The sequence below is a fragment of the Sphingomonas larreae genome (assembly GCF_051400595.1).
Taxonomy (GTDB): Bacteria; Pseudomonadota; Alphaproteobacteria; order Sphingomonadales; family Sphingomonadaceae; genus Sphingomonas.
In genome coordinates this window covers 835,067-859,622 of the sequence record NZ_JBLFFI010000001.1, presented here as the reverse complement: position 1 = coordinate 859,622, position 24,556 = coordinate 835,067, and the positions used below count along the sequence as shown (strand labels likewise).

Sequence of the window (24,556 nt, the reverse complement as noted above, 5' to 3'; positions counted from 1 at the left end):
AGTTATACTTGCGGGCCCAATCCCCGCGGAGAGGCCCCACCCCAACCCCTCCCCTGAAGGGGAGCGGCTGACACGCCGTACTGTGGCGCAGAAGCAACCCCTCACCGGCAACGATCCTCCGCCAGCCCGCCGCGTGTCGACACGAGTCCGAGCGCGACGTACATTCGTGGTTAACGGCGCCACCCGAGCGCCGCACCAGAGGGAGAAGAAGCATGCGGTCCATTCACGCCTCGCGGCTGCTCAGCGGCGCCGCCACCGTCGCACTGACGCTGCTCGCCACGCCCGCGCTCGCCCAGACCGGCGTTGCGCCCGACCCCGCGCAAGACACCGCCCAGCGCTCGCAGCCCGACACCGGCATCGTCGACACCAATGCGCCGACCGGCGACGACATCATCGTCGTCGGCACCGCGGGTGGCGGCACGCGGCGACAGGACGCCGCCTTCGCGGTCACCACGCTCAGCGACGACGCGATCGAGCGCGCGGCGCCCAACAGCACCGCCGACCTGCTCCGCACCGTTCCCGGCGTGATGGCGGAGAGCTCGGGCGGGCAGAACGGCGCCAACATCTTCGTCCGCGGCTACCCCTCGGGCGGCGACGCGCAGTTCGTCACCTTCCAGCTTGGTGGCGTGCCGATCTTCCCGCCCTCGACGCTGTCGTTCCTCGAGAACTCGCAGCTGATCCGGCTCGACGAGACGGTGCAGCGCGTCGAGGCGGTGCGCGGCGGCACCGGCTCACTCTTCTCCAACGGCCAGCCCGGCCTGACCGTCAACGTCGTGCCGCGCACCGGCGGCAGCGAGCTCCACGGCCTCGCGAAATTCTCGTACACCGACTATGACGAGGCGCGCGGCGACGCCTGGGTGTCGGGCCCGCTCGGCGAGAACACCGGCTTCATGATCGGCGGCTTCTACGCGCAGGGCAACGGCATCCGCGACCCAGGCTTCCGCGCCGAGAAGGGCGGGCAGGTCACCGCCAACATCCACCATGATTTCGAAGGGCGCGGCTCGGTCGAGGTCTATGCGCGCTATCTCAACGATCGCGGCCAGTGGCTGCTGCCGATCCCGGTGATCCAGGACGGGCGCAAGATCAGCGCCTATCCCGGCTTCGACGCGGGCACCGGCACCTTGCTCGGGCCGGAGACGCGGCTGACGCGCAACGTCCAGGGCAATACCGTCAACCTCGAGAACGGCCGCGGCGCCGACGTGATCAACACCGGCATCACCTTCGACTATGAGGTGGCCGACGGCCTGCGCGTGCGCGAGCGGATGAGCTATCTCGGCGGGCGCGCCGACACGGTCGGGCTCGTCCCCGACGGTCCGCCGACCGCCGCCTCGGCGCTGGCGACCACGTTGGGCGGCGCGGGCTCGACCGTCACCTCGCTCAGCTACGTCAATGGCGGCGGCGCGGTCGCCTCGGGGGCGGACACGCAGGTGATGCGCGCGGGCATCTGGAGCGTGCAGAAGAAGATCACCTCCTTCGTCGCCGACACCGCGCTGGAGTGGAAGGCGGGCGGCAACAAGCTGACCGGCGGCTTCTACTACGCCGATTACACCACGCGCGACCAATGGGCGCTGGGCAACCAGGTGCTGCTCACCGCCGAGCCCAATGCACGGCTGCTCAACCTGACGCTCAACGGCGGGCGCACCGCGACGCAGAACGGCTTCACCGGTGGCAACGGCTTCCTCGTCGACGCTTATTACAAAGGGTCGGATCTCGCCTTCTACGCGGTGGACGAGCTGCAGATCACGCCCCAGCTGCGCGTCGACGGCGGGCTGCGCTACCAGAAGCATATCGTCGACGGGAATCTGCGCACGCCGGCGGCGACCCCGGTCAACCTCGATGGCAATCCCAACACGCTGTACGACAATGCCGTCAACGTGTTCGGCGATCGGCGCACGCTCGACCCGTTCCGTGAAGGGCGCTGGTCGTGGACGGCGGGCGCCAACTACGACTTCACCTCGCAGGTCGGCGTGTTCGCGCGTTACAGCCGCGGCCACAGCTTCCCGCAGTTCGACAATCTGCGCGAGAACCTGACGATCGTCGCGCGGGTCGATACCTATGAAGGCGGGCTCAAGGTCTCGATGCCGTGGCTGAACCTGTACGCGACCGTGTTCCACAACAAGTTCGACGGGCTGGCGACGACGCAGCTGATCAACAACGTCGCGCTGAGCCAGGTCGGCGGCGCCAAGGCGACCGGCGTCGAGCTGGAGGGCGCGATCCGACCGTTCGCGGGCTTCAGCCTGGCGGCGGCGGGGACCTTCCTCGACGGCACCTACCAGGACTTCTTCACCGGCGGCGGCGCGATCGACAACACGGGCAACCGCGTGCAGCGCCAGCCGCGCTGGATGTGGCGCGTGACGCCGTCCTACGAGCTGCCGGTCGGCAGCCTGCGCCCGTCGCTGTTCGCGACGCTGCAATATACCGGCGACCGTTTCTCCGATCCGGAGAACCAGCAGCTGCTGCCGCGTTTCTACCAGCTCGACGCGGGCGTGTCGGTCGAGGTGGCGGAGCGGATCCGGCTCCAGGTGACGGGCAACAATCTCACCAACGAGATCGGGCTGACCGAGGGCAACCCGCGCATCATCGGCTCGCAGGGGACGGGGCCGGTGCTGGCGCGCCCGATCCTCGGCCGCTCGCTCCGCTTCAGCGCGGCGCTGAGCTTCTGAGGGGGGCGGGTCGCTTCTTCCGTCCGCCATCCCGGCCTTGAGCCGGGATCCATGGCGCCGCGAGAACAACGGCGCGGGTGTACGCGGCACCAAGGATCCCGGGTCGAGCCCGGGATGACGGGAGGAAGGTGCGACGCCCGCCCGCGAGTGGCCCGATCGACCCGTCCCGTTCCGCATACGTCAGCGCCGCTAACGTATCGGCTTGCCCCATCCCCCAACGTGCCGCATACAATAAGATAATTGCTTTCGAATGGCGCCACTCCCGGCGTGTAGCCAAGGCCGCGGCACGAGGGCGGTGAGCGCGCAAGCCTCTGCAACGACGCACGCGAAGGAGAGACGATGACGATCAGCGAGGGGATTAGCCGCCGCACGTGGTTGGCAGGCGCGGCGGCCACGGCGATGGCGGGGGCGGTGCCGGGCGTCGCGCAGGCGGCGCGGCGGCGCAAGGCGGGCGACAAGATCAACATCGCGGTGATCGGCGCGGGCGGCATGGGCGCCGCCAATGCCTCGCGGCTGACCGGCGAGAATATCGTTGCCGCCTGCGACGTCGATTTCGACCATGTCGCCAAGTCGCTGCTCGGCCGTAGCGGCAACACCAACCCCGAGCGGGTCGCGCTGCGCGCCGCCTATGACAAGGCCGAGCGCTTCAGCGACTATCGCCAGCTGTTCGACAAGCGCAAGGACATCGAGGCCGTCCTGATCGCCACCCCCGACCACCATCACGCGGTCGCGGCCAAGATGGCGATGGAGCGCGGGCTCCACGTCTATGTCCAGAAGCCGCTGACCTATACGGTGGCGGAGAGCCGAATGCTCGCCGATCTGGCGCGCAAGAACCCCAAGATCGTCACGCAGATGGGCAACCAGGGCCATTCGGGCGACGACGGCCGCCGCGTGGTGGAGCTGCTGCGTGGCGGCGCGATCGGCAACGTGCGTGAGGTCCACGCCTGGACCAACCGCCCGATCTGGCCGCAGGGCATCGCGCGCCCCGATCCGGTCGCCAAGCCCGCCAGCCTCGACTGGGACCTGTGGCTCGGGCCGGCCTCGGTCGACTGGGGCTACAACCCCGATTACGCGCATTTCAACTGGCGCGGCTGGACCCCGTTCGGCACCGGCGCGCTGGGCGACATGGGCGCGCACCTGCTCGACTTCCCTGTGTGGGCGCTCGAGCCCGGCCTGCCGACGCGGGTCGAGACGCGCCACTCGCGCTGGGCGTCGCGCGACCAGCCGGCGCAGCCGGGCAGCTGGCCGCTGGCGGGGCTGACCTTCTTCGAGTTCGGCAACGCCAAGGGCGGCCCGATCAAGCTCACCTGGTATGACGGCGGGCTGATGCCGCCGACGCCGCACGACCTGCCCGCCGAGGTGACGATGACGCCCGACGGCGGTGTGCTCTACGTCGGCGACCAAGGCATGCTGATGCACGAGACCTATGGCGAGAAGCCGGTGGTGTTCGGCGCCGGCGCGGCCGAGCGCGCCGCCGCGGTGCCGCGCTCGCTGCCGCGGATCGAGGGCGGGTTGCAGGGGCACGAGCGCAACTGGCTTGCCGCCATCCGCGGCGAGACGCAGCCATCGTGTCCGTTCGCCTACGCCACCACGCTCAACGAGACGATGCTGCTCGGCATGGTCGCGCTGCGTGCCGGTCGGCCGATCAGCTACGACGGCAATGCCGCGCGCATCACCGACGCGGCGGAGGCGAACACGATGCTGACGCGTCAGTATCGGAGCGGTTGGACGATCTGAGGCTGACGTACTCTCCCACATTGTTCGGGGAAGGCGCGCACGCGAGAACGATCCTCCCCTCCGAGAAGAGGTGGCGCGCGTAGCGCGTCGGAGGGGGGAAGCGGTCGGCGAAGGGCGATGGACTCACCACCCGCGACACCCCTCCGTCAGGCCTGCGGCCTGCCAGTGCGGGCTTTGGCTTGCCGGGGGCAAGCCAAAGCCCGCACTCCCCTCGCAGGGGAGGATTGATTCACCGCTCACGACGCCTGCGCAACAGCGGGGACGAGATACCAGGCGCCGTCCACCAGGATCACGCGCGACGCCGCGCCGTCCTTGTGCCCGTCGATGCCGCGCGGTCCGCCCGCTGCGACACGGCGCCGCGGCACGCGCTCGGTCATGATGATGTCGTACGACTTGATCAGCCGGTAGAGTGTCGTCCGCCCAATGCGCAGCCGCTGCGCCGCATGAGTGAGATTGTTGTCGGTGGCGAGCAGCGCCGCCAGTATCGCGTCGCGCTGGGCCGCGGCCATCGTACCACTGATCTGCCAGTCCGGAACACTCATTCGAGCCTCTGTCACCGCACCGGAACGGCCCAACAGGGCGCGCCTTTTGCCGGCCATCACGCTAAGCCGTGCCATAAGCGAGATCAACGCGCTATTAATCACCATTTCAGGTGAAATTCATAACGTGGTTGGGGAGGCCGCTCCCGCGTTCAGCAGCAGCGCCCGCCGCCGCCGCGGTATCGCGCCGCCTCGCGATCGCGGAAGAACTGCGCACGCGTCATGGGCTCGCGCTCGGGATGCTGCTCGGCGAAGTGACGGCGATAGGCGTCATAATCGGGCTGGCCGACCATCAAGCGCGCGGTTTGCGCCAGGCGACGCCACCATGAGCTCACGCCGTCGCTCCCGCCGGCGGGATCTCGCGGACGCTCGGCCGGTCGAGCCGCCGCGCCGCGGCGCAGGTGCGTACGGCGTAGAACAGGATCGCGCTCACCACTGCCAGGAACAGCGCGCACAGCGCCGCGTCGATCCGGTCGTTCCACACCACCCGGTTCATCTCGGCGAGCGTCTTGGCGGGCTTGAGCACCTCGCCGCGCGCAGCGGCGTCGGCGAAGCGTCGCGCGTGCGCGAGGAAGCCGATCGCGGGATCGGGATGTGCCAGCTTCATCACGCCCGCGGTTCCGGTGCACAGCACCAGCCAGGTCGCGGGCAGCACCGTCACCCAGGCGTAGCGCGCGCGCTTCATCCGGAACAGCACCACCGTCGCCAGCAGCAGCGCCACCGCGGCGAGCATCTGGTTGGAGATGCCGAACAGCGGCCACAAGGTATTCACCCCGCCGAGCGGGTCGGTCACCCCCTGGTAGAGGAAGAAGCCCCAGGCGCCGACGCACAACAGGGTGGCGATCAGGCCGGGCACGAAGCCGCTCGTGTCCCGGAAGCGCGGTACCGCCAGCGCGAGCAGGTCCTGCAGCATGAAGCGTCCCGCGCGGGTGCCCGCATCGACCGCGGTGAGGATGAACAACGCCTCGAACAGGATCGCGAAATGATACCAGAAGGCCTTCATCGCCGGGCCGCCGATCGCGTGCGAGAAGATCTCGGCCATCGCCACCGCCAGCGTCGGCGCGCCGCCCGCGCGGCTGATGATCGTGGTCTCGCCGACCTGGCGCGCGGTGTCGGTCAGCGCCTCGGGCGCGATCGGAAAGCCCATCGCCGTCACCGCCGCGGCGGCGGTGGCAGGGTCGCCCGCGGTGATCGCGGCGGGGGCGTTCATCGCGAAATAGATGCCGGGATCGAGGATGCACGCCGCGACCAGCGCCATGATCGCAACCGCGCTCTCCATCAGCATTGCGCCATAGCCGATGAAGGCGGCGTCGCCCTCGCTGGCGATCAGCTTGGGCGTGGTGCCGCTCGCGATCAGCGCGTGGAAGCCCGACACTGCGCCGCACGCGATGGTGATGAACAGGAAGGGGAACAGCGGCCCCGCCCAGACCGGGCCGCGCCCGGTCGCGGCGAAGTCGGTGAGCGCGGGCATGCGCAGCGGCGGCGCGAGCAGCACGATGCCGATCGCCAGCGCCGCAATCGCGCCGATCTTGAGGAACGTCGAGAGATAATCGCGCGGTGCCAGCAGCAGCCAGACCGGCAGCAGCGACGCCACCGCGCCATAGCCGATCAGACCGAAGCACAGCGCCACGGGGGTATGTGTGAACCACGGCGCGAGCGTTGCGCTGGTCGCGACCGACTGGCCGAGCAGGATCGCCGCGACCAGCCCGACCGCGCCGATCACCGATACCTCGCCGATCGCGCCGGGGCGCAGCCAGCGCGTATAGCCGCCCATCACCATCGCCAGTGGCACGGTGGCGACGACGGTGAACAGTCCCCAGGGGCTCTCCGCCAGCGCGCGCACCACGATCAGCGCCAGCACCGCGAGGATGATCACCATGATCATGAAGGCGCCGACCAAGGCGATCGTGCCGGGTACCGCGCCCATCTCCATCCGGATCAGCTCGCCGAGCGAGCGCCCGTCGCGGCGCATCGAGATGAACAGCACCATGAAGTCCTGCACCGCGCCGGCGAGCACCACGCCGGCGAGGATCCATAGCGTGCCGGGCAGATAGCCCATCTGGGCGGCGAGCACCGGCCCCACCAGCGGCCCCGCGCCCGCGATGGCGGCGAAATGGTGGCCGAACAGCACGCGCCGGTCGGTCGCGACATAGTCGAGCCCGTCCGCCCGCCGCACCGCGGGGGTGGCGCGCATCGGATCGATCGCGACGACCACGCGCGCGATATAGCGTGCGTAATAGCGGTACGCGACGAGATAGACCGAGAGCGCGGCGGCGATGATCCATAGCGCGTTGACCGGCTCGCCGCGCATCGACGCGACCACGCCGAGACAGCCCGCGCCGATGAGCGCGAGCAGGATCCACGGAAGGTGCCTGGTCATGGTCTCGCGCTCCTCGTCCTCGTCACCGCTCTATGCCTTTTAGCAGGGTGGGAGAGCAACGCGCGTCACCCGCTCCAGCCGGCGCAGCCGCCGGGCAGGCCGGCCCCCGCCACCAGCAGCGCGCCCGCCGCGTAAAGGCCGAGGCGACGTCCAGCGGGCACTGCCGCCACCACGACCTGGAGACGCGAATCGCTCCAAGCGATACGTGCGTCGGCGGCACGCAGTGCCGCGACCGCCGCGGCGGGGCTGACGCCGGGGGCGAACACGATCGTGGTCAGGCGCTGCGCCGGCACCGGGCGCAGCGACCAGGCTCCCGTGCCTGCGGCCAGCAGTGCTACCACCGCGAGCGGCCAGCGCGTGCTGGAGGCGGCGGCACGGCGGCGGAGCGCGTAGCCGGCCAGCATCGGCGCGAGCCCGAAGGCGGCGAGCCACAGCAGGTCCCAGCGCAGCGGATCGGGCACGTCGAGCCGGACGCGGTGGATGCCGAGCAGCCAATGCGAGAGCATCGCGTCGATCACGTGCCACGTGCCGAACCCGAGCAGCAGCGCGCCGCCGAGCCGCGCGCCTCCGTCCAGCCGTTCACGCGCGCGCCACAATGCCGCGAGCGCGGCGATCGCGATCGCGTACATCAACGCGTGAAAATAGCCGTCCCACAGCAATTGCGCACGCAGCGACGTCACCGCGCTCACCCGGCTGAGCAGATGATGCCATTGCAGGATCTGGTGGAGCAGGATGCCGTCAAAGAAACCACCCAGCGCGAAGCCGAGCGCAAGCGCGGCACGGGTCGGCGGTGACGGCGAGGTGATCGTGGGCATGGCGCGGCTCCGGCAGGAAGCGGGAAAGGTGGCGGAGCCGGCGCGCGGGCGCCTTCACCCGTGTCAGTATCGGGACGATCGGGTGGCTGGCGCCCACGTCCGTCGCCCCGTTATCCCCCCTGTACCGGCGGGCGCGACCCCGACAGCGTGCGCGCCTTGTCCTGCGCGCTCAGCACCAGCTCGGCGGCGAGCAGCGCCTGCGCCTGGTTCTGCGCCACCTCGGTGCGCTCGACCACGTCGGTGACGAACTGCGGCCCGAACGGCAGCGGCACCTTGCTGCAATCCATGTAGCGCGTGCCCTTTTTGTCCGCCAGGAACAGGTGGTTGCCGCCGGGCCGGCCCTCGATGTCGACGTATTTGCGCAGCTCGATATAGCCCTCGGTGCCGAGGATGAAGACGCGCCCGTCGCCCCAGGTCGGCAAGCCATCGGGCGTGTACCAGTCGACCCGGACATAGCCCGCGCCACCGTTGCCGGTCAGCATCATGTCGCCGAAGTCCTGGAAGCGCGGATGTTGCGGCGTGGCGAAATTGCCGACCTGCGACGCCACCACCGAGGCTTCGGTCGAGCCGGTGTAGAAGACGAACTGGTCGGCCTGGTGGCTGCCGATGTCGGTGAGGATGCCGCCGTAATGTTTGACGTCCCAGAACCATTCGGGACGCGTCGGCGCGCTGACGCGGTGCGGCGCGATGTTGATCGTCTGCACCACGCGGCCGATCGCGCCGGCATGGACCAGCTCGCCCGCCTTGACCGCCGCGCGCACCTCGAGCCGCTCGGAATACATGATCGCGAACTTGCGCTTGGTCTGCGCGATCGTGCGGCGCACCTCGGCGAGCTGGTCCAGGCTGGTGATGCCCGGCTTGTCCGACAGGAAGTCCTTGCCCGCGCGCATCACGCGCACGCCGAGCGGCGCGCGCAGGTTGGGAATAGACGCGCTGGCGACGACCTGGATCGTCTTGTCGGCGAGGATCTCCTCCTCGGTGCGCGCCACCTTCACGTCGCCGTAGCGCTTGCGGAAGGGGACGAGCTGCTTGGGGTCGCCCGCGTGCACCGCCACCAAGGTGCCGCCGCCTCGGATCAGCGCGTCGGTGATCGCGTAGATGTGCGAGTGGTCCAGCCCGATCACGGCGAAGCGCAGCCGATTTTTGGCGCTCGGGTCGGGGCCGGTCGGCGCGCCCTCGGCGGAAACGCCGTTACCGGCCGAGGTCGATTGCGCCCCCGCCGCGCTGGCGAGCCCGGCACCGACGAGCCCGGCACCGGCGAGCAGGAGGCGGCGATCGATCATGTCCATGGCAGCAGGTCCTTGGGAGAAGTAAAGGTCAGACGGTGACGAGGTCGGTCGGCCAGTCGAGCGCGCGGCCGGTGTCGATCGCCTGCTCGCCGAGCAAGGAGGCGAGGCTGGCGTAATAGGCCTGGGCGAGCAGCCCGGGCACCTCCTTGCCGCTGCGCACCGCCTCGCCGAAGCCCTCGAACTGGAGCATCGTCTCGTCATATTCGCCCCAGCCGAGCGAGTCGCCCGGCGTGGTGACGGGCAGCTCGGGGAACCAGGTGGCACCGCCGATGGGGACGGTGTTCTTGCGCCCGGCCTGGACGTCCTTGCGCATCTTGGCGAGCGCGGGGACAGCGGCTGGCTGGACCTCCTGGTAGATGCGGCCAAGCTCGGGCTCGATCGTCCCCTTGCTGCCCTGGATCTGCTCCTCGCAGCCGTAGCGCGCGTTGTTGAGCATCGAGGTGTAGATCACCTTTCGCCCGTCCGAGTAATCGTAGATCAGCGCGACCTGGTCGTAGACCTCGCGCCCGTCTTTCCAGAAGCAGATGCTGCCCGAGCCCATCACGCGCGTCGGCAGCCCGTCCATGAACCAATTGGCGACCTGGAGCTGGTGCGTCGCGAGCTCGGTCATCAGCCCGGCCGAGCGCGCGCGGTACAGCCGCCAGTTGATCTCCCGCTCCTGCCCGCCGGCGGGCACGTCGCGGCGCCAGCTGCGGTTGCGGTGCCAGCTCGCGCGGATCTGCGTGATCGTGCCGATGTCGCCGGACTTGGCGCGCTTCAGTGCGTTGAGATAGGTCGGGTTGAACAGCCGCTGGTGGCCGATCTGGAGCACCTTGCCGCGCTGGCGCGCGCGCGTGACCATCGCGCCGCAGTCGGCGATCGTGCGCGCCATCGCTTTCTCGCAGAACACCGGATAGCCGGCGTCGAGCGCGTCCATCGTGTGGCGGGCGTGCAGGTCGAGCGGGGTGGCGATCACCACTGCGTCGATCCCCTTGGCGTCGAGCAGCGCGCGGTGATCGGTGAAGACGGGCGTGTTGGCGGGCACCAGCGCGCGCGCCTTGGCCATATGCGGCGCGAACGGGTCGCACAGAGCGGCGACGGTGCAATTGCGCGTCTTGTTGATGTTCTGGATCAGCGCGCGGCCGCGGTCGCCGGTGCCGATCACGCCGAGCCGCACGCGCGGGCCGCTGGCGGGTTCTGCCGCGGCCAGCGCAGTCCAGGGCGCGGCGACGCTCATCCCCATGCCCGCCGAGGCGACCAGCACGCGATCGAGGAAGGAGCGGCGCGAGAGCGCGAAATCGTCGTCGGTCATGCGGTGAGTTCCATCGGTCGATCGGCGCGCGTCGGCGCGTCATGGGAGAAGAGGAAGCGGCGATCGGGTGCCGCGGCGCGGAGGCGGGCGAGCACGGGCGCGTCGGCGACGAGGAGCGCGGTGCTGAGCGCCTCGGCGTCGGCGCCGGTCGTCGCGACGGCGACGGCGGTGGCGGGGCGGGTGATGACGGCGCCGTCGCTGGGGCGCACCATCGCGGCGCGGCCGGGTTTCGCCGCACCGGCGCCAACCGTCGACGAGACCGAGAGCGAAGCGTCGCTGAGTTCGATTTCGGTCAGCCACACGCCGTTGATCTCGGGATGCGGGATCGCGAGCGGCCACGCGCCGCCAAGCGGATGTTCGCCGATCACCGCGATCGAGCTTTCGCCGGCGGAGAGGAAGGCGGAGGTGACTCCAGCGGCGCGCAAGACCGCGACGGCGCGATCAAGCGCGAAACCCTTGCCGAAACCGCCGAAGTCGAGCTCGAGCGGGTGCGCGGCGGCGACACGGCGGGTGGCGCGATCGATGCGGAGCGCGGACCAGCCGGGGAGGGGGGAGACGTCGCGGGCCTGGTGCGCGCTTGTGCCCCGGCGAAGGCCGGGGCCCAGTGGGGAAGGCGGACGTGACGACGCGCCAACGGCGGCCACGTCGCCGCTGGAGAAGCACTGGTGGGAGATCGTCTCGCCCCCCTCACGCTCCGCCCCGGCGGACGCCGGGGCCCAGGTGGTGGACGTCTCGCAAGAGCGACCAAGGCTTTCCCGACTGGGCCCCGGCGTTCGCCGGGGAACAGCGTTGGGGGAGGGGGTGCCCTCGTCTCTCGACCCGTGCAGCAGCTCCGGCCCATCCCTCACGCTCGGGTCGAACAATCCGCCCGTCGCCTGCCACGCGACATCCACTGCGAGCAGCGCCTCCCACAGCAGCGGATCCGCCGCCACCGTCTCGCCCCTCACCGCCAGCACCCGGTTGAGCGCCACCGCGGGTGACTCGCGCCGCACCGTCAGCGCGTCCTCCACCGCTTCGATGGCCGCGCGCGCAGCGGCGAGCGCGTCCGGGTCATCGCGGCCGAACAGGTGCAGCTCGACCCGCGTGCCCATCGCGGCGAACCGCGCGACGCTCGCCTCCACCCCGGTCACCTCAGGCGCGTACCTCCCAGCCGGGCTCATAGTCGACCGACCAGAGCTTCTGCGCCGCCGCCTCATTGGGCTTGCCCGTCGCCGGATCGACCGTGAGCGACCCGCCGGTGCGATAGGCCATGTTGCCGAGGTGGCACAATGTCGTGCTGATATGCCCCTCCTGGATCGGCGAGTGGAGCGCCTGCTCCTGCCCGCGCACCACTGCGAGGAAATTGGCGGCGTGGAGCACGTCGAGCGCGCCCTCGCCGACCGTGCCGGTGGTCTCCGACGAGGCCGCCGCCTTCACCTCGCGCAGCTTCTTGCCCGCCAGATCGTACAGCTCGAAGCCGTTGCGATCGACCACCGCGGCGCCCTTGGTGCCGAGCAGCAACGTGCCGCGCCCGCGACCGTAGCGCAGCATGCCGTTGCAGCTCTCGCCGTCCCAGCGGATCACCCGGCCGTCGTCATAGCCGAGCGTCAGCGCGAGCGTGTCGTACATCTCCCAATCGTCGCCGCGGAAGAAGCGGCGGTCGCCGCGCGCGGTCACCGTCTTGGGGTAGGTGACGCCCATCAGCCAGCGCGCGACGTCCAGCTCGTGCATGGCATTGTTGCAGATCTCGCCGGTGCCGTACTTCCAGAACCAGTGCCAATTATAGTGGACCAGGTTGGAGCGATACGGCCCGCGCGGGCGCGGCCCCTGCCACAGGTTCCAGTCCAGATTGGGCGGGGGCGGCACTTCCTGCCCCTTGCCAATCGACTTGCGGTTGTTGGCATACCAGGTCTGCGCCTCGTAGACGTCGCCCAGCTCGCCGGCGCGAATCAGGTCGAGCAGCTGGCGCGTCTCGATGCTGGAGCGCTGCTGGTTGCCGACCTGGAGCACGCGCCCGGTGCGCTGCTGGGTGGCGATCAGCGCCTCGCCCTCGGCGGGTGCGATGCCGATCGGCTTCTCGATATAGACGTTGCGCCCCGCGTCCATGCCGTCGATCGCGACCTTGGCGTGCCAGTGATCCGGCGTCGCGACGGTGACGACGTCGACCGCCTTGCGGTCGAGCAGCTTGCGATAGTCCCCGACGGTCTTCACCTTGGTGCCGGAGCGTTCGGCGAACTCGGCGGCGCGCTTGGCGAGCACGTCAGAGTCGACGTCGGCGAAGTGCGTCACCTGGACGTTGGGCTGCTTCGCGAAGGCGCTCATATGCGCCTGGCCGCGGCCGTTGACGCCGACGATGCCGACGCGGATGCGGTCGTTGGCGCCCTTGATCTGCGCGTAGCTCTTGGCGGTGAACGCCAGCGCGCCGATCGTCGCGGCGCCGCCCTTGATCATCGTTCGACGGTCGAACATCGTGGTGCCTCCCCTGGGGTGGTGGTGTTCCTAGCGCTTGATCGCCGCCCCGGCGAACGCCGGGGCCCAGTTGGGAAAGCCGTGGTGAGACTCACCGTCGTCTCCCACCTGGATCCCGGCGTGCGCCGGGGTGGTGGTATTTGTAGAAGTCATCGATCGATCATCAGAACGTCCGCAGCTTGATCGAGCGGAAGTCGACCTTGTCGCCATGGTCCTGCAGCAGGATGGCGCCGTCCGCGGTCTCGCCGAAGCCTGCCGCCTGCGCGAACTTGCTCTGCGCGATCAGCGCCTTCAGCTCGGCCGAGCCGCGCTCATATTCGACCACCTTGAAGCCGTTCAGCCAGTGCTCGACGTGGTTGCCGCGCACCAGCACGGTGGCGCGGTTCCACTCGCCCGGCGGGTTGGCGCGCTTGCCCGGGCTGTCCGGGTCCGAGAGGTTGCGCGCCGCAATCAGGTCGTAGAGCGAGGCAAGCGTGCGGTTGCCGTCGCGCCCCATCTTGGCGTCGGGGTGGCGCGCGTCGTCGAGCAGCTGATATTCGAAGCCGACGCTCGACACGCCGCCGTTCGGCGCTGGCGGCAGCAGATATTTGATCCCGCTGTTCGCGCCCTCGGACAGGCGGAAATCGACCGACAGTTCAAAGTTCTGATATGTCGCCGCGGTGGCGATGTCACCGCCGCGCGCCGCTTCGGTCGCGCTCTTCTCGACCGACAGCACGCCGTTCGCCATGGTCCAGCCGTGCGACGGGAAGCCGCCGCTCTTGGCGGCGCGCCAGCCCTTCGCGCTGCGCCCGTCCCACAGCAAGGTCCAGCCGGCACGGCGCTCGGCCGCGGTGAGCGCGTTGGACTTCCAGCCCTGCTGCTCGAGGCTGTTCTCGGGCGAGGCGTAGCGCTTGGGGTCCTGGGTGATGATGCGCAGGCCCTTGAAGCGAACCTCCGGCCCCTTGGCCGCAACCTCGTCAGGCAGCGCATGGACCTGGAAGGCGAGGAAGCCGCGCGCGTCGGTGTCGTCGACGATGTCCGCGGCGGGCACGCCGTTGATGAAGGTGCGCAGCCGGTCGCCGATCGCCTCGACGCGATAATGGTTCCAGTCGCCCGAGCGGAAGGCCTTGCGCGCCGCCTCGTTGCGCCCGAGCGTGTAGAGCCACTGGCGGCGCTGTTCGTCGTACAGGCCCGCGCTCCACGCGCGCGACGAGGGATCGATCTCCGCCTGGTAGCCGAACACCACGCCGTTGCGGTAATCGGGGCGGCTCTGACCGCGGATCATCATCCCCGAATTGAGCGTCGGATCGGTCTTGGCGTCGAACTCGACGATGAAGTCGCCGTAGCGCTGATCGGAGACGAGCCAGCTGTTGCCCTTGCCGATCACCGCGCGGCCGACGAGTTCGTCGCCGACCACCTCATAGGTGGCGTTGCCGCCGGTGCGGTGCCAGCCGGCGAGATCGGGCTTGGGCATGAGATCCTGCCACGGCGCGGCAGCGTCGCGTGACTGAGGCGGGGCAGCAAAAGCGGCAGCGGGGAGGATGCTCGACGGCAGTGCGGCGAATGCCAGCAACGCGAGTGTGCGAACCACGATCTCTCCCCTCGTCCATGTCCGGGCGCTCGTTCGTATCCGACTGATATCGGTGGAGGCGCTCTCGTGGCGACAAGGCGTAGATCGTGGTCGGACCACATGCAAGTCCGTTGTCAGGCATTTTCACGCGCCCATTGGCTAACGCATCTTGACGGGATCGTTGGCGGAGCCGAGGACAGGCGGGCCGCGGCAACGCATGGGGGATCGTCGCGGAGCGAGGGAGCCGACGCGCGTGGCCGAGCATGGCGGCAAATTGTATCGCAGGATCGTGCAGTCGATCGTCGCCGACATCGTCGGGGGGATCTATCCCGTCGGCGCGCGGCTGCCGGCCGAGCGCGACCTGACCGAACGGTTCGGCGTCAGCCGTCCCACCATCCGCGAGGCGATGATCGCGCTGGAGATGCAGGGGCTGGTGGAGGCGCGCAAGGGCTCGGGCGTGTTCGTGCTCGCCGCGGCGACCCCGCACGTCGAGCAGGAGCTCGACATCGGCGCGTTCGAGATCACCGAGGCGCGGCGGCTGCTGGAGGGCGAGGTGGCGGCGGTGGCCGCGACCGAGATCGATGACGAGCAACTCGCCGAGCTGCGCGCGCTGCTCGGCGAGATGGCGCGCGACGACGTAGCGGCGGCGGAGGATGCGGACCGCCGCTTCCACATCGCAATCGCGGAAGCGACCGGCAACGCGGTGATCATCTCGGCGGTGACCGACTTCTGGGACATGCGCTTCCGCTCGCCGCTCGCGCGCGAGGTGCTGCTCAAGGCCGGCAGCCTCGGCACCGAGAACCGGCTGGCCGAACATGGGCGGATCCTCAAGGCGCTGGAGGCGCACTCGCCGGTGGACGCACGCAATGCGATGCGCGACCATCTCAGCCGGGTGATCGACCATCTGCTCGACGTCACCGAGACCGAGGCGGTCGAACGCGCGCGCAAGGAGACCGACCAGCGTCGCCGCGCGCTGGCAAGGCGGACGGTGTAGGGCGACTAAGGTCCTCCCGCGATCGCGGGGAGGGACTGCGACCCGAAGCGGTGCGGTGGAGCGGCTTTGTGCAGGCGCCGCACTTTCGAATGAGCCCCTCCACCACCAGCCTTGGGCTGGCGGTCCCCGTCCCCGTGCCGGGGAGGAGCTTGAAGACGATTTCCTACAATCTGGTCAGGCCAGTTGCCAGACAGCTTTGCGGCTGATAGCCTCGTTCCATCAGCCGACCACCGCCTAGAGGGTGGCGGCGACACAAGCGCACAGCGAGCCTCAGACGAGCGTGCGCCCAATGGGAGAGGGGATGTGGGCATCTTCGGCCGCCACAAAGGCGCTTTGTTCGTGTCGTCCAGCGCGCTAGCCGTGCTGATCGCCGGTTCCGCCGCGGCGCAGACCGCGTCGCAGGACCAGCCACCGCCCTCGGCCACCGGCGATGTCGTGTCCGCCGGTGCGCCGGCCAGCCCGCCGGCCGCCGACGCACAGGGCGCGCAATCCCCGGTGCAGGAGGGCGGCGAGGCGCAGATCAACGACATCGTCGTCACCGGCTTCCGCGCCTCGCTCAACAGCGCGCTCAACCAGAAGCGCGCCGAGACCGCCGCGGTCGACAGCATCGTCGCCGAGGATATCGGCAAGTTCCCTGATTCCAACCTCGCCGAGTCGATGCAGCGCATCCCCGGCGTGGCGCTGTCCCGCGGCGACGGCGGCGAGGGGCGCAACATCTCGGTGCGCGGCCTTGGCGCGCAGTTCACGCGCGTCCGCATCAACGGCATGGAGGGCGTGTCGCAGGTCAGCGGCAGCGACATCCGCGGCGGCGTCGCGACCGGCCGGTCGTTCGACTTCGTCACCTTCCCGACCGAGATTTTCTCGGCGCTGTCGGTGCGCAAGACGACCTCGGCCGACGTCGAGGAGGGCTCGCTCGGCGCCACCGTCGACCTGCGCGCGCCCAAGCCGTTCGACCAGAAGAAGTCGTTCGTCTTCTCCGGCACCGCGCGCGGCATCTACAACGACATCAAGAAGGACGTCGACCCGCGCCTGTCCGCGCTCGTCTCCAAGCAGTTCGGCGACACGTTCGGCGTGCTCGCCAGCGTGGCCTATTCGAAGCGCCGCATCGACGAATATGCCTATTCGGCGGTCGATGTCGTGCCGACCACGGTCTACGGCCTCGCCCAGCCGACCGGCAGCGCCAATGCGGGCGTGATCTTCCCCTTCTGCACGCCCGCCGGCTATATCTACAAGGGCGGCGCGGTGACCAGCCCCGGCGTGGGCTATACCCAGCCGAGCGGCGCCGCGATCGGCTCGGACGCCAACAATTGCAGCACCAACAACCCGCGCACCGGCACCCAGGCGGCCTATGATTACATCATGAGCCGGACCGGCGTGAACGGCCGGCCGGGCGGCGGCGTCTACCTGCCGCGCCTGCCGCGCCCCGTGCGCAGCAGCCAGGACCAGCAGCGCATCGCCGGCTCGCTGACCTTCCAGTGGAAGCCGAGCGACAACACCGACATCTCGCTCGACGGGCTCTATTCGCGCTTCAAGGTCGACCGGCTCGACACCTATTTCGACGCGCGCTCGTTCGGTCGCGCGATCTCGAACAACGGCCAGCCGCTCACCTCGGTGCGCGAGATCGAGGTCGACGACAATGGCTCGCTGATCCACGGCCTGTTCGACGGGGTCGACCTGCGCTCCGAGATGCAGAGCGAGCGCTTCACCTCCGAGTACAAGCAGGCCAACCTTAACCTCGACCATCGCTTCTCGGACAGCTTCCGCGTGTTCGGTCTCGCCGGCATCAACGAATCGCGGCTGGACGTGAACCGGCTGCAGGTGGCGATCGACTCGAACGACAGCCGCAACTGGTCGATCGACTTCCGCGACAATCCCGACATTCCCAAGATCGGCTACGGCATCGACACGACTGACCCGACCTTGTTCCAATACGGCCCGCCGCTCGCCAACGGCGACCAGCGCGGCCAGCTCTCCAACTTCATCCGCCGCAACACGATCGTCAGCAAGACGTTCGAGCTCAACGGCGACTGGAAGCCGGCGCAGGGCTTCACCGTCCAGTTCGGCGGCCAGTATCGCACCAACAAATATACCGCGCGCGAGCGCCAGCTCGCCACCAACAACCCGCTGGCTTTGCCCAGCGGCGTCTCGCTCGCCGACATCACCTTCACCACCACCGGCATCGGCAAGAACCTCGACGGGCAGTTGCAGGACTTCGTCTCGATCGACCCGAACAAGTTCCGCGACGCGGTCGGGCTCGACAGCTACGTCTATTGCAGCATCGAGTGCGCCAAGGGCACCTACGGCGGCGTCGACGAGAAGTACAAGTCGGGCTATTTCATGGTGAAGTTCGACACGCAGGACATCCTGCCGGTCACGCTGCGCGGCGACGCGGGCGTGCGCTACGTCCACACCAGCCTCGACACCTACGGCCCGATCACCACCGCCGCGCCGGCGGGATCGCTCTACCCCTCGCAATATGTGATCTCCGAGGTGGGCCGCTCCTACGAGGACTGGCTGCCGTCGATGAACCTGGCGCTGGACGTCACGCCCGACCTGATCGCGCGCCTCTCGGCGGCACGCGTGATGTCGCGCCCGTCCTACGGGCAGCTGATCCCCTCGGGCTCGGCTAATCTGGTGATCCAGACCGCGTCGTTCAGCAACCCGTTCCTAGACCCGATCCGCGCCAACACCTTCGACGCCGCGCTGGAATGGTATTTCCGCCCGGGCTCGCTGCTGTCGGTGGCGTATTTCTACAAGAACATCGAGACCTACATCCAGACGACCAGCACCAGCGTGGCCTTCCAGGACATCGGCCTGCCGCTGACGCTGCTCAACGGCACGCAGCTGCGGCCGGGCGATCAGTTCACCGTCCAGCGCAGCAACAACACGCCGGGCGGCCCGCTGCGCGGCTTCGAGGTGAACGCACAGCTGCCCTTCACCTTTCTGCCGGGCTTCCTCAAGAACTTCGGCGCGCTGGGCAATTTCACGCGGGTGCGGTCGAACATCAACTATATCATCTCGCCGACGCTCTCGCGCACCGCGCCGCTGGTCGGCCTTTCCCCCGAGACCGCGAGCGGCACGCTCTACTATGAGGACAGCCGCTTCAGCATCCGCTCGACGGTGAACTATCGCTCGTCCTTCCTCACCGCGGTGCCGAGCGGCTCGGTGGACGCGGATTCGACGTCGAACGCCAGCTCGATCTTCGTCGACGCGTCCGCCTCGTACAACCTCACCGAGAACGTCAAGCTGATCGCGGAAGTGCAGAACATCACCAACGAGACCAACCGGCTCACCGTCGATACGGTGCGCAAGGACCCGCTCTACACCGCATATTTCGGGCGCACCTTTGCGCTGGCGGTCAATTTCGTGTTCTGACCCGAGCATGATGTTTCGAGACGATAGCAGAGGCGAACGAATGACGGCGCAGGACCACGGACGGATGCGATGGATGACGCAGACGATGCGCTGGTTCGGCCCGTCAGACCCCGTCCGCTTGCGCGACATCCGCCAGACCGGCGCGACCGAGGTGGTCACCGCGCTCCATGACGTGCCCAACGGTGCGGTGTGGAGCGCGGCGGCGGTGGCGGAACGGCGCGCCGTCATCGCCGCGGCAGGGCTAGGCTGGACCGTGGTCGAGAGCCTGCCGGTGCATGACGACATCAAGACCCGCGGCGCGCGCTGGGACGAACTGATCGACGCGTATCGCACCAGCCTGCGCAACCTGGCAGCCGAAGGCATCCGCGTCGTCACCTACAATTTCATGCCGGTGCTCGACTGGACGCGTACCGATCTCGGATGGGAGCTGCCTGACGGCGCGCGCGCGCTGCGTTATGAGCACGACGCTGCCGCCGCGTTCGACCTGTTCGTGTTGCGCCGCGCCGGAGCCGAGCGCGACTATGCCGAGAGCATGATCGAGCGTGCCGAGCGCCGCTTCCACGCGATGGACGCCGATGCGCGCCACCGGCTCGAGCGCACCATCATCGCGGGGTTGCCCGGCAGCGAGGAGAGCTTCACGATCGAGGACTTCCGCGCCGCGCTCGCCGGCTATGACGGGATCGACGCGGCCGCGCTGCACGCCAACCACGTCGCCTTCCTCGAGGCGGTCTGCCCGGTGGCGGAGGAGCTCGACATACGGCTGGTGGTTCATCCCGACGATCCGCCGTTCGCGCTGTTCGGTCTGCCGCGCGTGGTGAGCACCGAGGCGGATGTCACCGACCTGTTCGCGCGCGTGCCGAGCCGTGCCAACGGCCTGTGCTTCTGCGCGGGATCGTTCGGCGCACGGGCCGACAACGATCTGCCCGGCATGGTCGAGCGGCTCGGTACGCGCATCGGCTTCCTCCATCTCCGCTCGGTGCAGCGCGAAGGCGATGGAACGTTCCATGAGGCGGCGCATCTCGAGGGCGACGCGGGCATGAGCGCGATCGTCGCCGCGGTGCACCGGCTGCAACAGCGCGAGGATCGTGCGATCCCGATGCGCCCCGATCACGGCCACCAGATGCTCGACGATCTCGCGCGCGTGAGCAATCCGGGTTACTCGCTGCTCGGCCGGATGCGCGGGCTCGCCGAGCTGCGCGGGCTGGAGCGCGGAATTGCGCACGCGACCGTGGCGGCGCCGGCGGAGGTGATGGCATGACGCGCGCACTACGCCTCGATCCGGACCGGCTGTTCCCGAGCGACCCGACCCAGCGCGCTATCGCGCGCGCGCTCTACGCCGAGGTGGGCGGGCTGCCGATCGTCAGCCCGCACGGCCACACCGATCCGCGCTGGTTCGCCGAGGATTCGTCGTGGCGCAACGCCACCGAGCTGCTGCTGGCGCCCGATCATTACGTGTTCCGCATGCTCTACTCGCAGGGCGTGGCGCTTGACGATCTGGCGATCCCGTCGCGCGCGGGATCGCCGGCGACCGACCCGCGCGAGGCGTGGCGCACCTTCGCCGCGCACTACCATCTGTTCCGCGGCACGCCGTCGCGGCTATGGCTCGACCATGTCTTCGCCGAGGTGTTCGGCTTTGACGTCGCGCTCGAGGCGGGCACGGCCGATCTCTTTTTCGACACGATCAACGAGCGGCTGGCCACGCCTGCCTTCCGCGCGCGCGCGCTGTTTGATCGCTTCGGCATCGAGTTCCTCGCCACCACCGAGGGCGCGGACGACCCGCTCGACTCGCATCGCCGCATCCGTGAATCGGGGTGGCGCGGGCGCGTCGTCACCACCTATCGCCCCGACGGCGTGATCGACGTCGAGCACGAGCAGTTCCAGCCCGCGATGGCGCGCTTCGCCGAGCTGACCGGCGAGGACGTGTGGAGCTGGCAGGGCTATCTCGCGGCGCACCGCAAACGCCGCGCCGACTTCCGCGCCGCCGGGGCGACCGCGACCGATCACGGCCACGCCTCCGCGCGCACCGCCAATCTGTCGCCGGCCGAGAGCGAGGCGCTGTTCGGCCGCATCGCCGCGGGCAGGTGGGATGCCGCCGACGCCGAGCTGTTTCGCGCGCAGATGCTCACCGAGATGGCGAAGATGAGCGTCGAGGACGGCATGGTGATGCAGCTCCATCCGGGCTCGTACCGCAACCACAATCGCGCCTTGTTCGAGAGCCACGGGCGCGACAAGGGTGCCGACATCCCGGTGCGGATCGAGTTCGTCGAGGCGCTCCGGCCGCTGCTCGACGTCGTCGGCAACGATCCGCGCTTCACGCTGATCCTCTTCACGCTGGACGAGACCACCTACGCGCGCGAGCTGGCGCCGCTCGCCGGCCATTATCCCTGCCTGCGGCTCGGGCCGGCATGGTGGTTCCACGATTCGCCCGAGGGCATGATGCGCTATCGCGAGATGACGACCGAGACGGCCGGCTTCTACAATACCGTCGGCTTCAACGACGACACGCGGGCCTTTCTGTCGATCCCGGCGCGCCACGATGTCGCGCGGCGGGTCGACTGCCATTACCTGGCGCGGCTGGTCGCCGAGCACCGGCTGGAGGATTGGGAAGCCGCCGAGCTGGCGCGCGACCTCACCGTCGGGCTGGTGCGCAAGGCGTACAAGCTGTGAGCGGCGCTCCCGAGCCGCTTTCGTCCGCCACCGTCGATCGCCTCCCCGCGACCGTCGCGCGCCCCGGCTACGACCGCGACGCGCAGCAGACCGGGATCGTCCATCTCGGGCTCGGCGCGTTCCACCGTGCGCACCAGGCGGTCTATACCGACGCGGCGATGGCCGCGGGCGACCGCGATTTCGCGATCACCGGCGTGTCGCTGCGCTCCCCTGCGGTGGCGGAGGCGCTGCTGCCGCAGGACGGGCTCTATACGGTGACGCAGCGCTCCGCCGCGGGCGAGCAGATCGCGCTGGTCGGGGCGCTGCGCGACATGCTGGTGGCGCCGCGCGACGGCGAGCGGCTGCGCGCGGTGCTCGCCGCGCCGTCGACCGCGATCGTCACGCTCACCGTGACCGAGAAGGGCTATCATCGCGGCCCGGACGGCGCGCTCGACCTCGCCGCGGTCGCGGCCGCGGGCGGCACGATCTACCATCATCTCGCACGCGCGCTCGCCGACCGCCGCGACGCGGGCGCGGGCGGGCTGACGCTGGTGAGCTGCGACAATCTCGCGCACAACGGTGCCGCGCTCGCCGCTTCGCTCGGCGCGTGGCTCGACCATAGCGACCCCTCGCTGCGCGCCTGGTTCGAGGCGGAATGCGCTTGCCCCTCGACGATGGTGGATCGGATCGTGCCCGCGGCGCGCGACGAGGATCTCGCGCGCACCGCCGCCGCGATCGGCCTGTACGACGCCGCCGCGGTGACGACCGAGCCGTTCATGCAATGGGTGATCGGGGACCAGTTCGCGACGCGGCGACCGCGCTGGGAGCTGGCAGGCGCGCAGCTGGTCGCCGATGTCGCGCCCTATGAGTTCGCCAAGCTGCGCATGCTCAACGGCGCGCATTCGGCGTTCGCGTATCTCGGGCTCGAGCGCGGACACCAGTTCGTTCATCAGGCGGTCGCCGATCCGGCGATCCGCGCCACGGTCGAACCGCTGATGCGCGACGAGGCCGCCGCCAGCCTCACCCCGGCGCCGGGGCAGGATCTCGACGCTTACGCCGACGCGCTGCTCGCGCGCTTCGCTAATCCGGCGCTGCCGCACGCGCTGCTCCAGATCGCGATGGACGGCTCGCAGAAGATCCCGCAGCGCTGGCTCGCGACGCTGCGGGCGAGTGCCGCGGCGGGCCGACGCTGCCCCGCGACGCTGACCGCGCTGGCGGCGTGGCTGCGCCATGTCCGCGGCGACGGCGCGCCGGTCAACGATCCGATGGCGGAGCGGCTCGCCGCGCTGTGGCGCGAGGTCGGCGAGAGCGGGATCGTCGCCGCGTTCTTCGGCGAGCGCGGACTGTTCGCCGATCATTGGCGGGCCGATGCGGAAGACCGCGCGGCGCTCGACGCGAGATTGCGCGAAGGTTGAAGCGAGAAGGCGGCACGCGCCGCCGCGGGAGGGTTGAGTGAGTTCAGCAACTGAGGTGAGTTCGCCGGCAGTCAGGCCGCGCGGGCGCGTGCGCTGGACGATCTGCGCTTTGCTCTTCTTCGCCACCACGATCAACTATATCGACCGCCAGATCATCGGCATCCTCAAGCCGACCTTGCAGACCGAGCTCGGCTGGACCGAGGTGGACTACGGCATGATCGTGTCCTGGTTCCAGGCCGCCTATGCGATCGGGCTGCTCGCGTCGGGCGTGATCATTGATCGGGTCGGCTCGAAGATCGGCTATGCCGCCGCCATCGTCATCTGGAGCCTCGCCGCGCTGTTCCACGCGCTGGTGCGCAGCCCGAGCGGCTTCGCGCTGGCGCGGTTCGCGCTTGGGCTCGGCGAGTCCGCCAACTTCCCCGCCGCGATCAAGTCGGTCGCGGAGTGGTTCCCCAAGAAGGAGCGAGCGCTCGCCGCGGGCATCCTCAACGCCGGCGCCAATGTCGGCGCGATCGCGACGCCGATCGTCGTGCCGATCATCGCGCTCAGCTACGGCTGGCAAGCCGCCTTTATCATCACCGGGCTGCTCGGTTTCGCCTGGCTGGCGGCGTGGCTGGCCTTCTATCGCGCGCCGGCGCAGCATCCGCGCGTCTCGCCCGAGGAGCTGGCCTATATCACCTCGGACCAGCATGCCGACGAGCTCAACGCCGCGGCGCCGCGCCCGTCCTGGGCGTCGCTGTTCCGGCATCGCGGTACCTGGGCCTTCGTCGTCGCCAAATTCATGACCGACCCGGTGTGGTACCTGTTCCTGTTCTGGCTGCCCGACTTCTTCGCCAAGCGCCACGGGCTCGACCTCAAGACCTTCGGCCCACCGCTGATCGCGGTCTACCTCCTCGCCGACGTCGGCAGCATCGGCGGCGGCTGGCTCTCGTCCTGGCTGATCAAGCGCGGCTATAGCGTCAACGCCGGGCGCAAGCTGGCGCTGCTGGCCAGCGCGATCCTGGTGCTGCCGATCTTCTTCGCCACTGTCGTGTCGAGCCTGTGGGCGGCGGTGGCGATCATCGGCGTCGCGGCGGCGGCGCACCAGGGCTGGTCGAGCAACCTCTACACGATGGTATCGGACACCTTCCCGTCGCGCTCGGTGGCTTCGGTGATGGGGATCGGCGGCGCTGCGGGCGCGGTCGGCGGCATGATCATGGCGCGCTACGTCGGCGAGGTGCTGGAGCATGTCGGCAGCTACCTGCCGGTGTTCGTCTGGGCGGGGAGCGCGTACCTCCTGGCGCTGCTCCTGGTGCATCTGCTCGTGCCGCGGCTCGAGACGCGGGCATAAAGGAGCGGCGTCGAAGCGTTCAGGACGACGCATCGTCGCTCTCGCGAAGACAGGGAGCAGGACGCGAACAGCGCGGCGGCGTGGC

General features: G+C 69.5%; 17 protein-coding genes. 8 read left to right on the top strand and 9 right to left on the bottom strand.

Annotated features, from left to right (window positions below; genetic code table 11):
• Nucleotides 1-212: 212 nt before the first annotated feature.
• Together ACMGDM_RS03755 and ACMGDM_RS03750 are read left to right on the top strand one after the other, a co-directional pair.
• On the top strand, nucleotides 213-2,663 hold the full coding sequence (locus tag ACMGDM_RS03755; RefSeq protein ID WP_436802776.1) for a TonB-dependent receptor: 2,451 nt from the start codon (nucleotides 213-215) through the stop codon (nucleotides 2,661-2,663).
• 339 nt (nucleotides 2,664-3,002) lie between these two features.
• A complete protein-coding gene (locus ACMGDM_RS03750) occupies nucleotides 3,003-4,400 on the top strand; it encodes a Gfo/Idh/MocA family protein (RefSeq protein WP_436802775.1) in 1,398 nt (465 codons plus the stop codon).
• A 236-nt stretch (nucleotides 4,401-4,636) separates the two neighbouring features.
• Here ACMGDM_RS03750 and ACMGDM_RS03745 read toward each other — a convergent pair whose 3' ends face one another.
• The 9 genes from ACMGDM_RS03745 to ACMGDM_RS03705 all read right to left on the bottom strand — a co-directional run bounded on the left by ACMGDM_RS03745 (nucleotide 4,637) and on the right by ACMGDM_RS03705 (nucleotide 14,732).
• Nucleotides 4,637-4,942, bottom strand: coding sequence for a helix-turn-helix domain-containing protein (locus tag ACMGDM_RS03745; protein ID WP_436802774.1), 306 nt, complete (start codon nucleotides 4,940-4,942; stop codon nucleotides 4,637-4,639).
• Nucleotides 4,943-5,091: 149 nt separating this feature from the next.
• Entirely contained in the window at nucleotides 5,092-5,274 is a 183-nt protein-coding gene (locus ACMGDM_RS03740; protein WP_436802773.1) for a YbdD/YjiX family protein, read from the bottom strand.
• On the bottom strand, nucleotides 5,271-7,319 hold the full coding sequence (locus ACMGDM_RS03735; protein ID WP_436802772.1) for a carbon starvation CstA family protein: 2,049 nt from the start codon (nucleotides 7,317-7,319) through the stop codon (nucleotides 5,271-5,273). The genes ACMGDM_RS03740 and ACMGDM_RS03735 overlap by 4 nt, the downstream gene beginning before the upstream one ends.
• A 65-nt stretch (nucleotides 7,320-7,384) precedes the next feature.
• Entirely contained in the window at nucleotides 7,385-8,134 is a 750-nt protein-coding gene (locus ACMGDM_RS03730; protein WP_436802771.1) for a DUF2243 domain-containing protein, read from the bottom strand.
• 110 nt (nucleotides 8,135-8,244) lie between these two features.
• Nucleotides 8,245-9,423, bottom strand: coding sequence for a Gfo/Idh/MocA family protein (locus ACMGDM_RS03725; RefSeq protein ID WP_436802770.1), 1,179 nt, complete (start codon nucleotides 9,421-9,423; stop codon nucleotides 8,245-8,247).
• A 28-nt stretch (nucleotides 9,424-9,451) separates the two neighbouring features.
• The gene (locus tag ACMGDM_RS03720) at nucleotides 9,452-10,714 is read right to left on the bottom strand and encodes a Gfo/Idh/MocA family protein (protein WP_436802769.1); all 1,263 of its coding nucleotides are present in this window, start codon (nucleotides 10,712-10,714) and stop codon (nucleotides 9,452-9,454) included.
• Nucleotides 10,711-11,844, bottom strand: coding sequence for an FAD:protein FMN transferase (locus ACMGDM_RS03715; protein WP_436802768.1), 1,134 nt, complete (start codon nucleotides 11,842-11,844; stop codon nucleotides 10,711-10,713). The genes ACMGDM_RS03720 and ACMGDM_RS03715 overlap by 4 nt, the downstream gene beginning before the upstream one ends.
• A 1-nt stretch (nucleotide 11,845) precedes the next feature.
• Nucleotides 11,846-13,162: a Gfo/Idh/MocA family protein gene (locus ACMGDM_RS03710; RefSeq protein WP_436802767.1), complete on the bottom strand. Its 1,317-nt coding sequence runs from the start codon at nucleotides 13,160-13,162 to the stop codon at nucleotides 11,846-11,848.
• Nucleotides 13,163-13,325: 163 nt separating this feature from the next.
• Entirely contained in the window at nucleotides 13,326-14,732 is a 1,407-nt protein-coding gene (locus tag ACMGDM_RS03705; RefSeq protein WP_436802766.1) for a 3-keto-disaccharide hydrolase, read from the bottom strand.
• Between the two features lie 232 nt (nucleotides 14,733-14,964).
• Here ACMGDM_RS03705 and ACMGDM_RS03700 point away from each other — a divergent pair, with 232 nt between their 5' ends.
• The 6 genes from ACMGDM_RS03700 to ACMGDM_RS03675 all read left to right on the top strand — a co-directional run bounded on the left by ACMGDM_RS03700 (nucleotide 14,965) and on the right by ACMGDM_RS03675 (nucleotide 24,471).
• Nucleotides 14,965-15,705 (top strand): FadR/GntR family transcriptional regulator, encoded by a 741-nt coding sequence (locus ACMGDM_RS03700; RefSeq protein WP_436802765.1) that lies wholly within the window; start codon nucleotides 14,965-14,967, stop codon nucleotides 15,703-15,705.
• Nucleotides 15,706-16,008: 303 nt separating this feature from the next.
• A complete protein-coding gene (locus ACMGDM_RS03695; protein ID WP_436802764.1) occupies nucleotides 16,009-19,080 on the top strand; it encodes a TonB-dependent receptor in 3,072 nt (1,023 codons plus the stop codon).
• 73 nt (nucleotides 19,081-19,153) lie between these two features.
• Nucleotides 19,154-20,338: a mannonate dehydratase gene (uxuA, locus tag ACMGDM_RS03690; protein ID WP_436802763.1), complete on the top strand. Its 1,185-nt coding sequence runs from the start codon at nucleotides 19,154-19,156 to the stop codon at nucleotides 20,336-20,338.
• A complete protein-coding gene (gene uxaC / locus ACMGDM_RS03685) occupies nucleotides 20,335-21,747 on the top strand; it encodes a glucuronate isomerase (protein WP_436802762.1) in 1,413 nt (470 codons plus the stop codon). Before uxuA ends, uxaC begins: the two co-directional genes overlap by 4 nt.
• Nucleotides 21,744-23,141 carry a mannitol dehydrogenase family protein gene (locus ACMGDM_RS03680; RefSeq protein WP_436802761.1) on the top strand — a complete coding sequence of 466 codons (1,398 nt, stop codon included), beginning with the start codon at nucleotides 21,744-21,746 and terminating at the stop codon, nucleotides 23,139-23,141. Before uxaC ends, ACMGDM_RS03680 begins: the two co-directional genes overlap by 4 nt.
• Nucleotides 23,142-23,196: 55 nt before the next feature.
• Nucleotides 23,197-24,471 carry an MFS transporter gene (locus ACMGDM_RS03675; RefSeq protein WP_436802760.1) on the top strand — a complete coding sequence of 425 codons (1,275 nt, stop codon included), beginning with the start codon at nucleotides 23,197-23,199 and terminating at the stop codon, nucleotides 24,469-24,471.
• The last annotated feature ends 85 nt before the right edge of the window (nucleotides 24,472-24,556 follow it).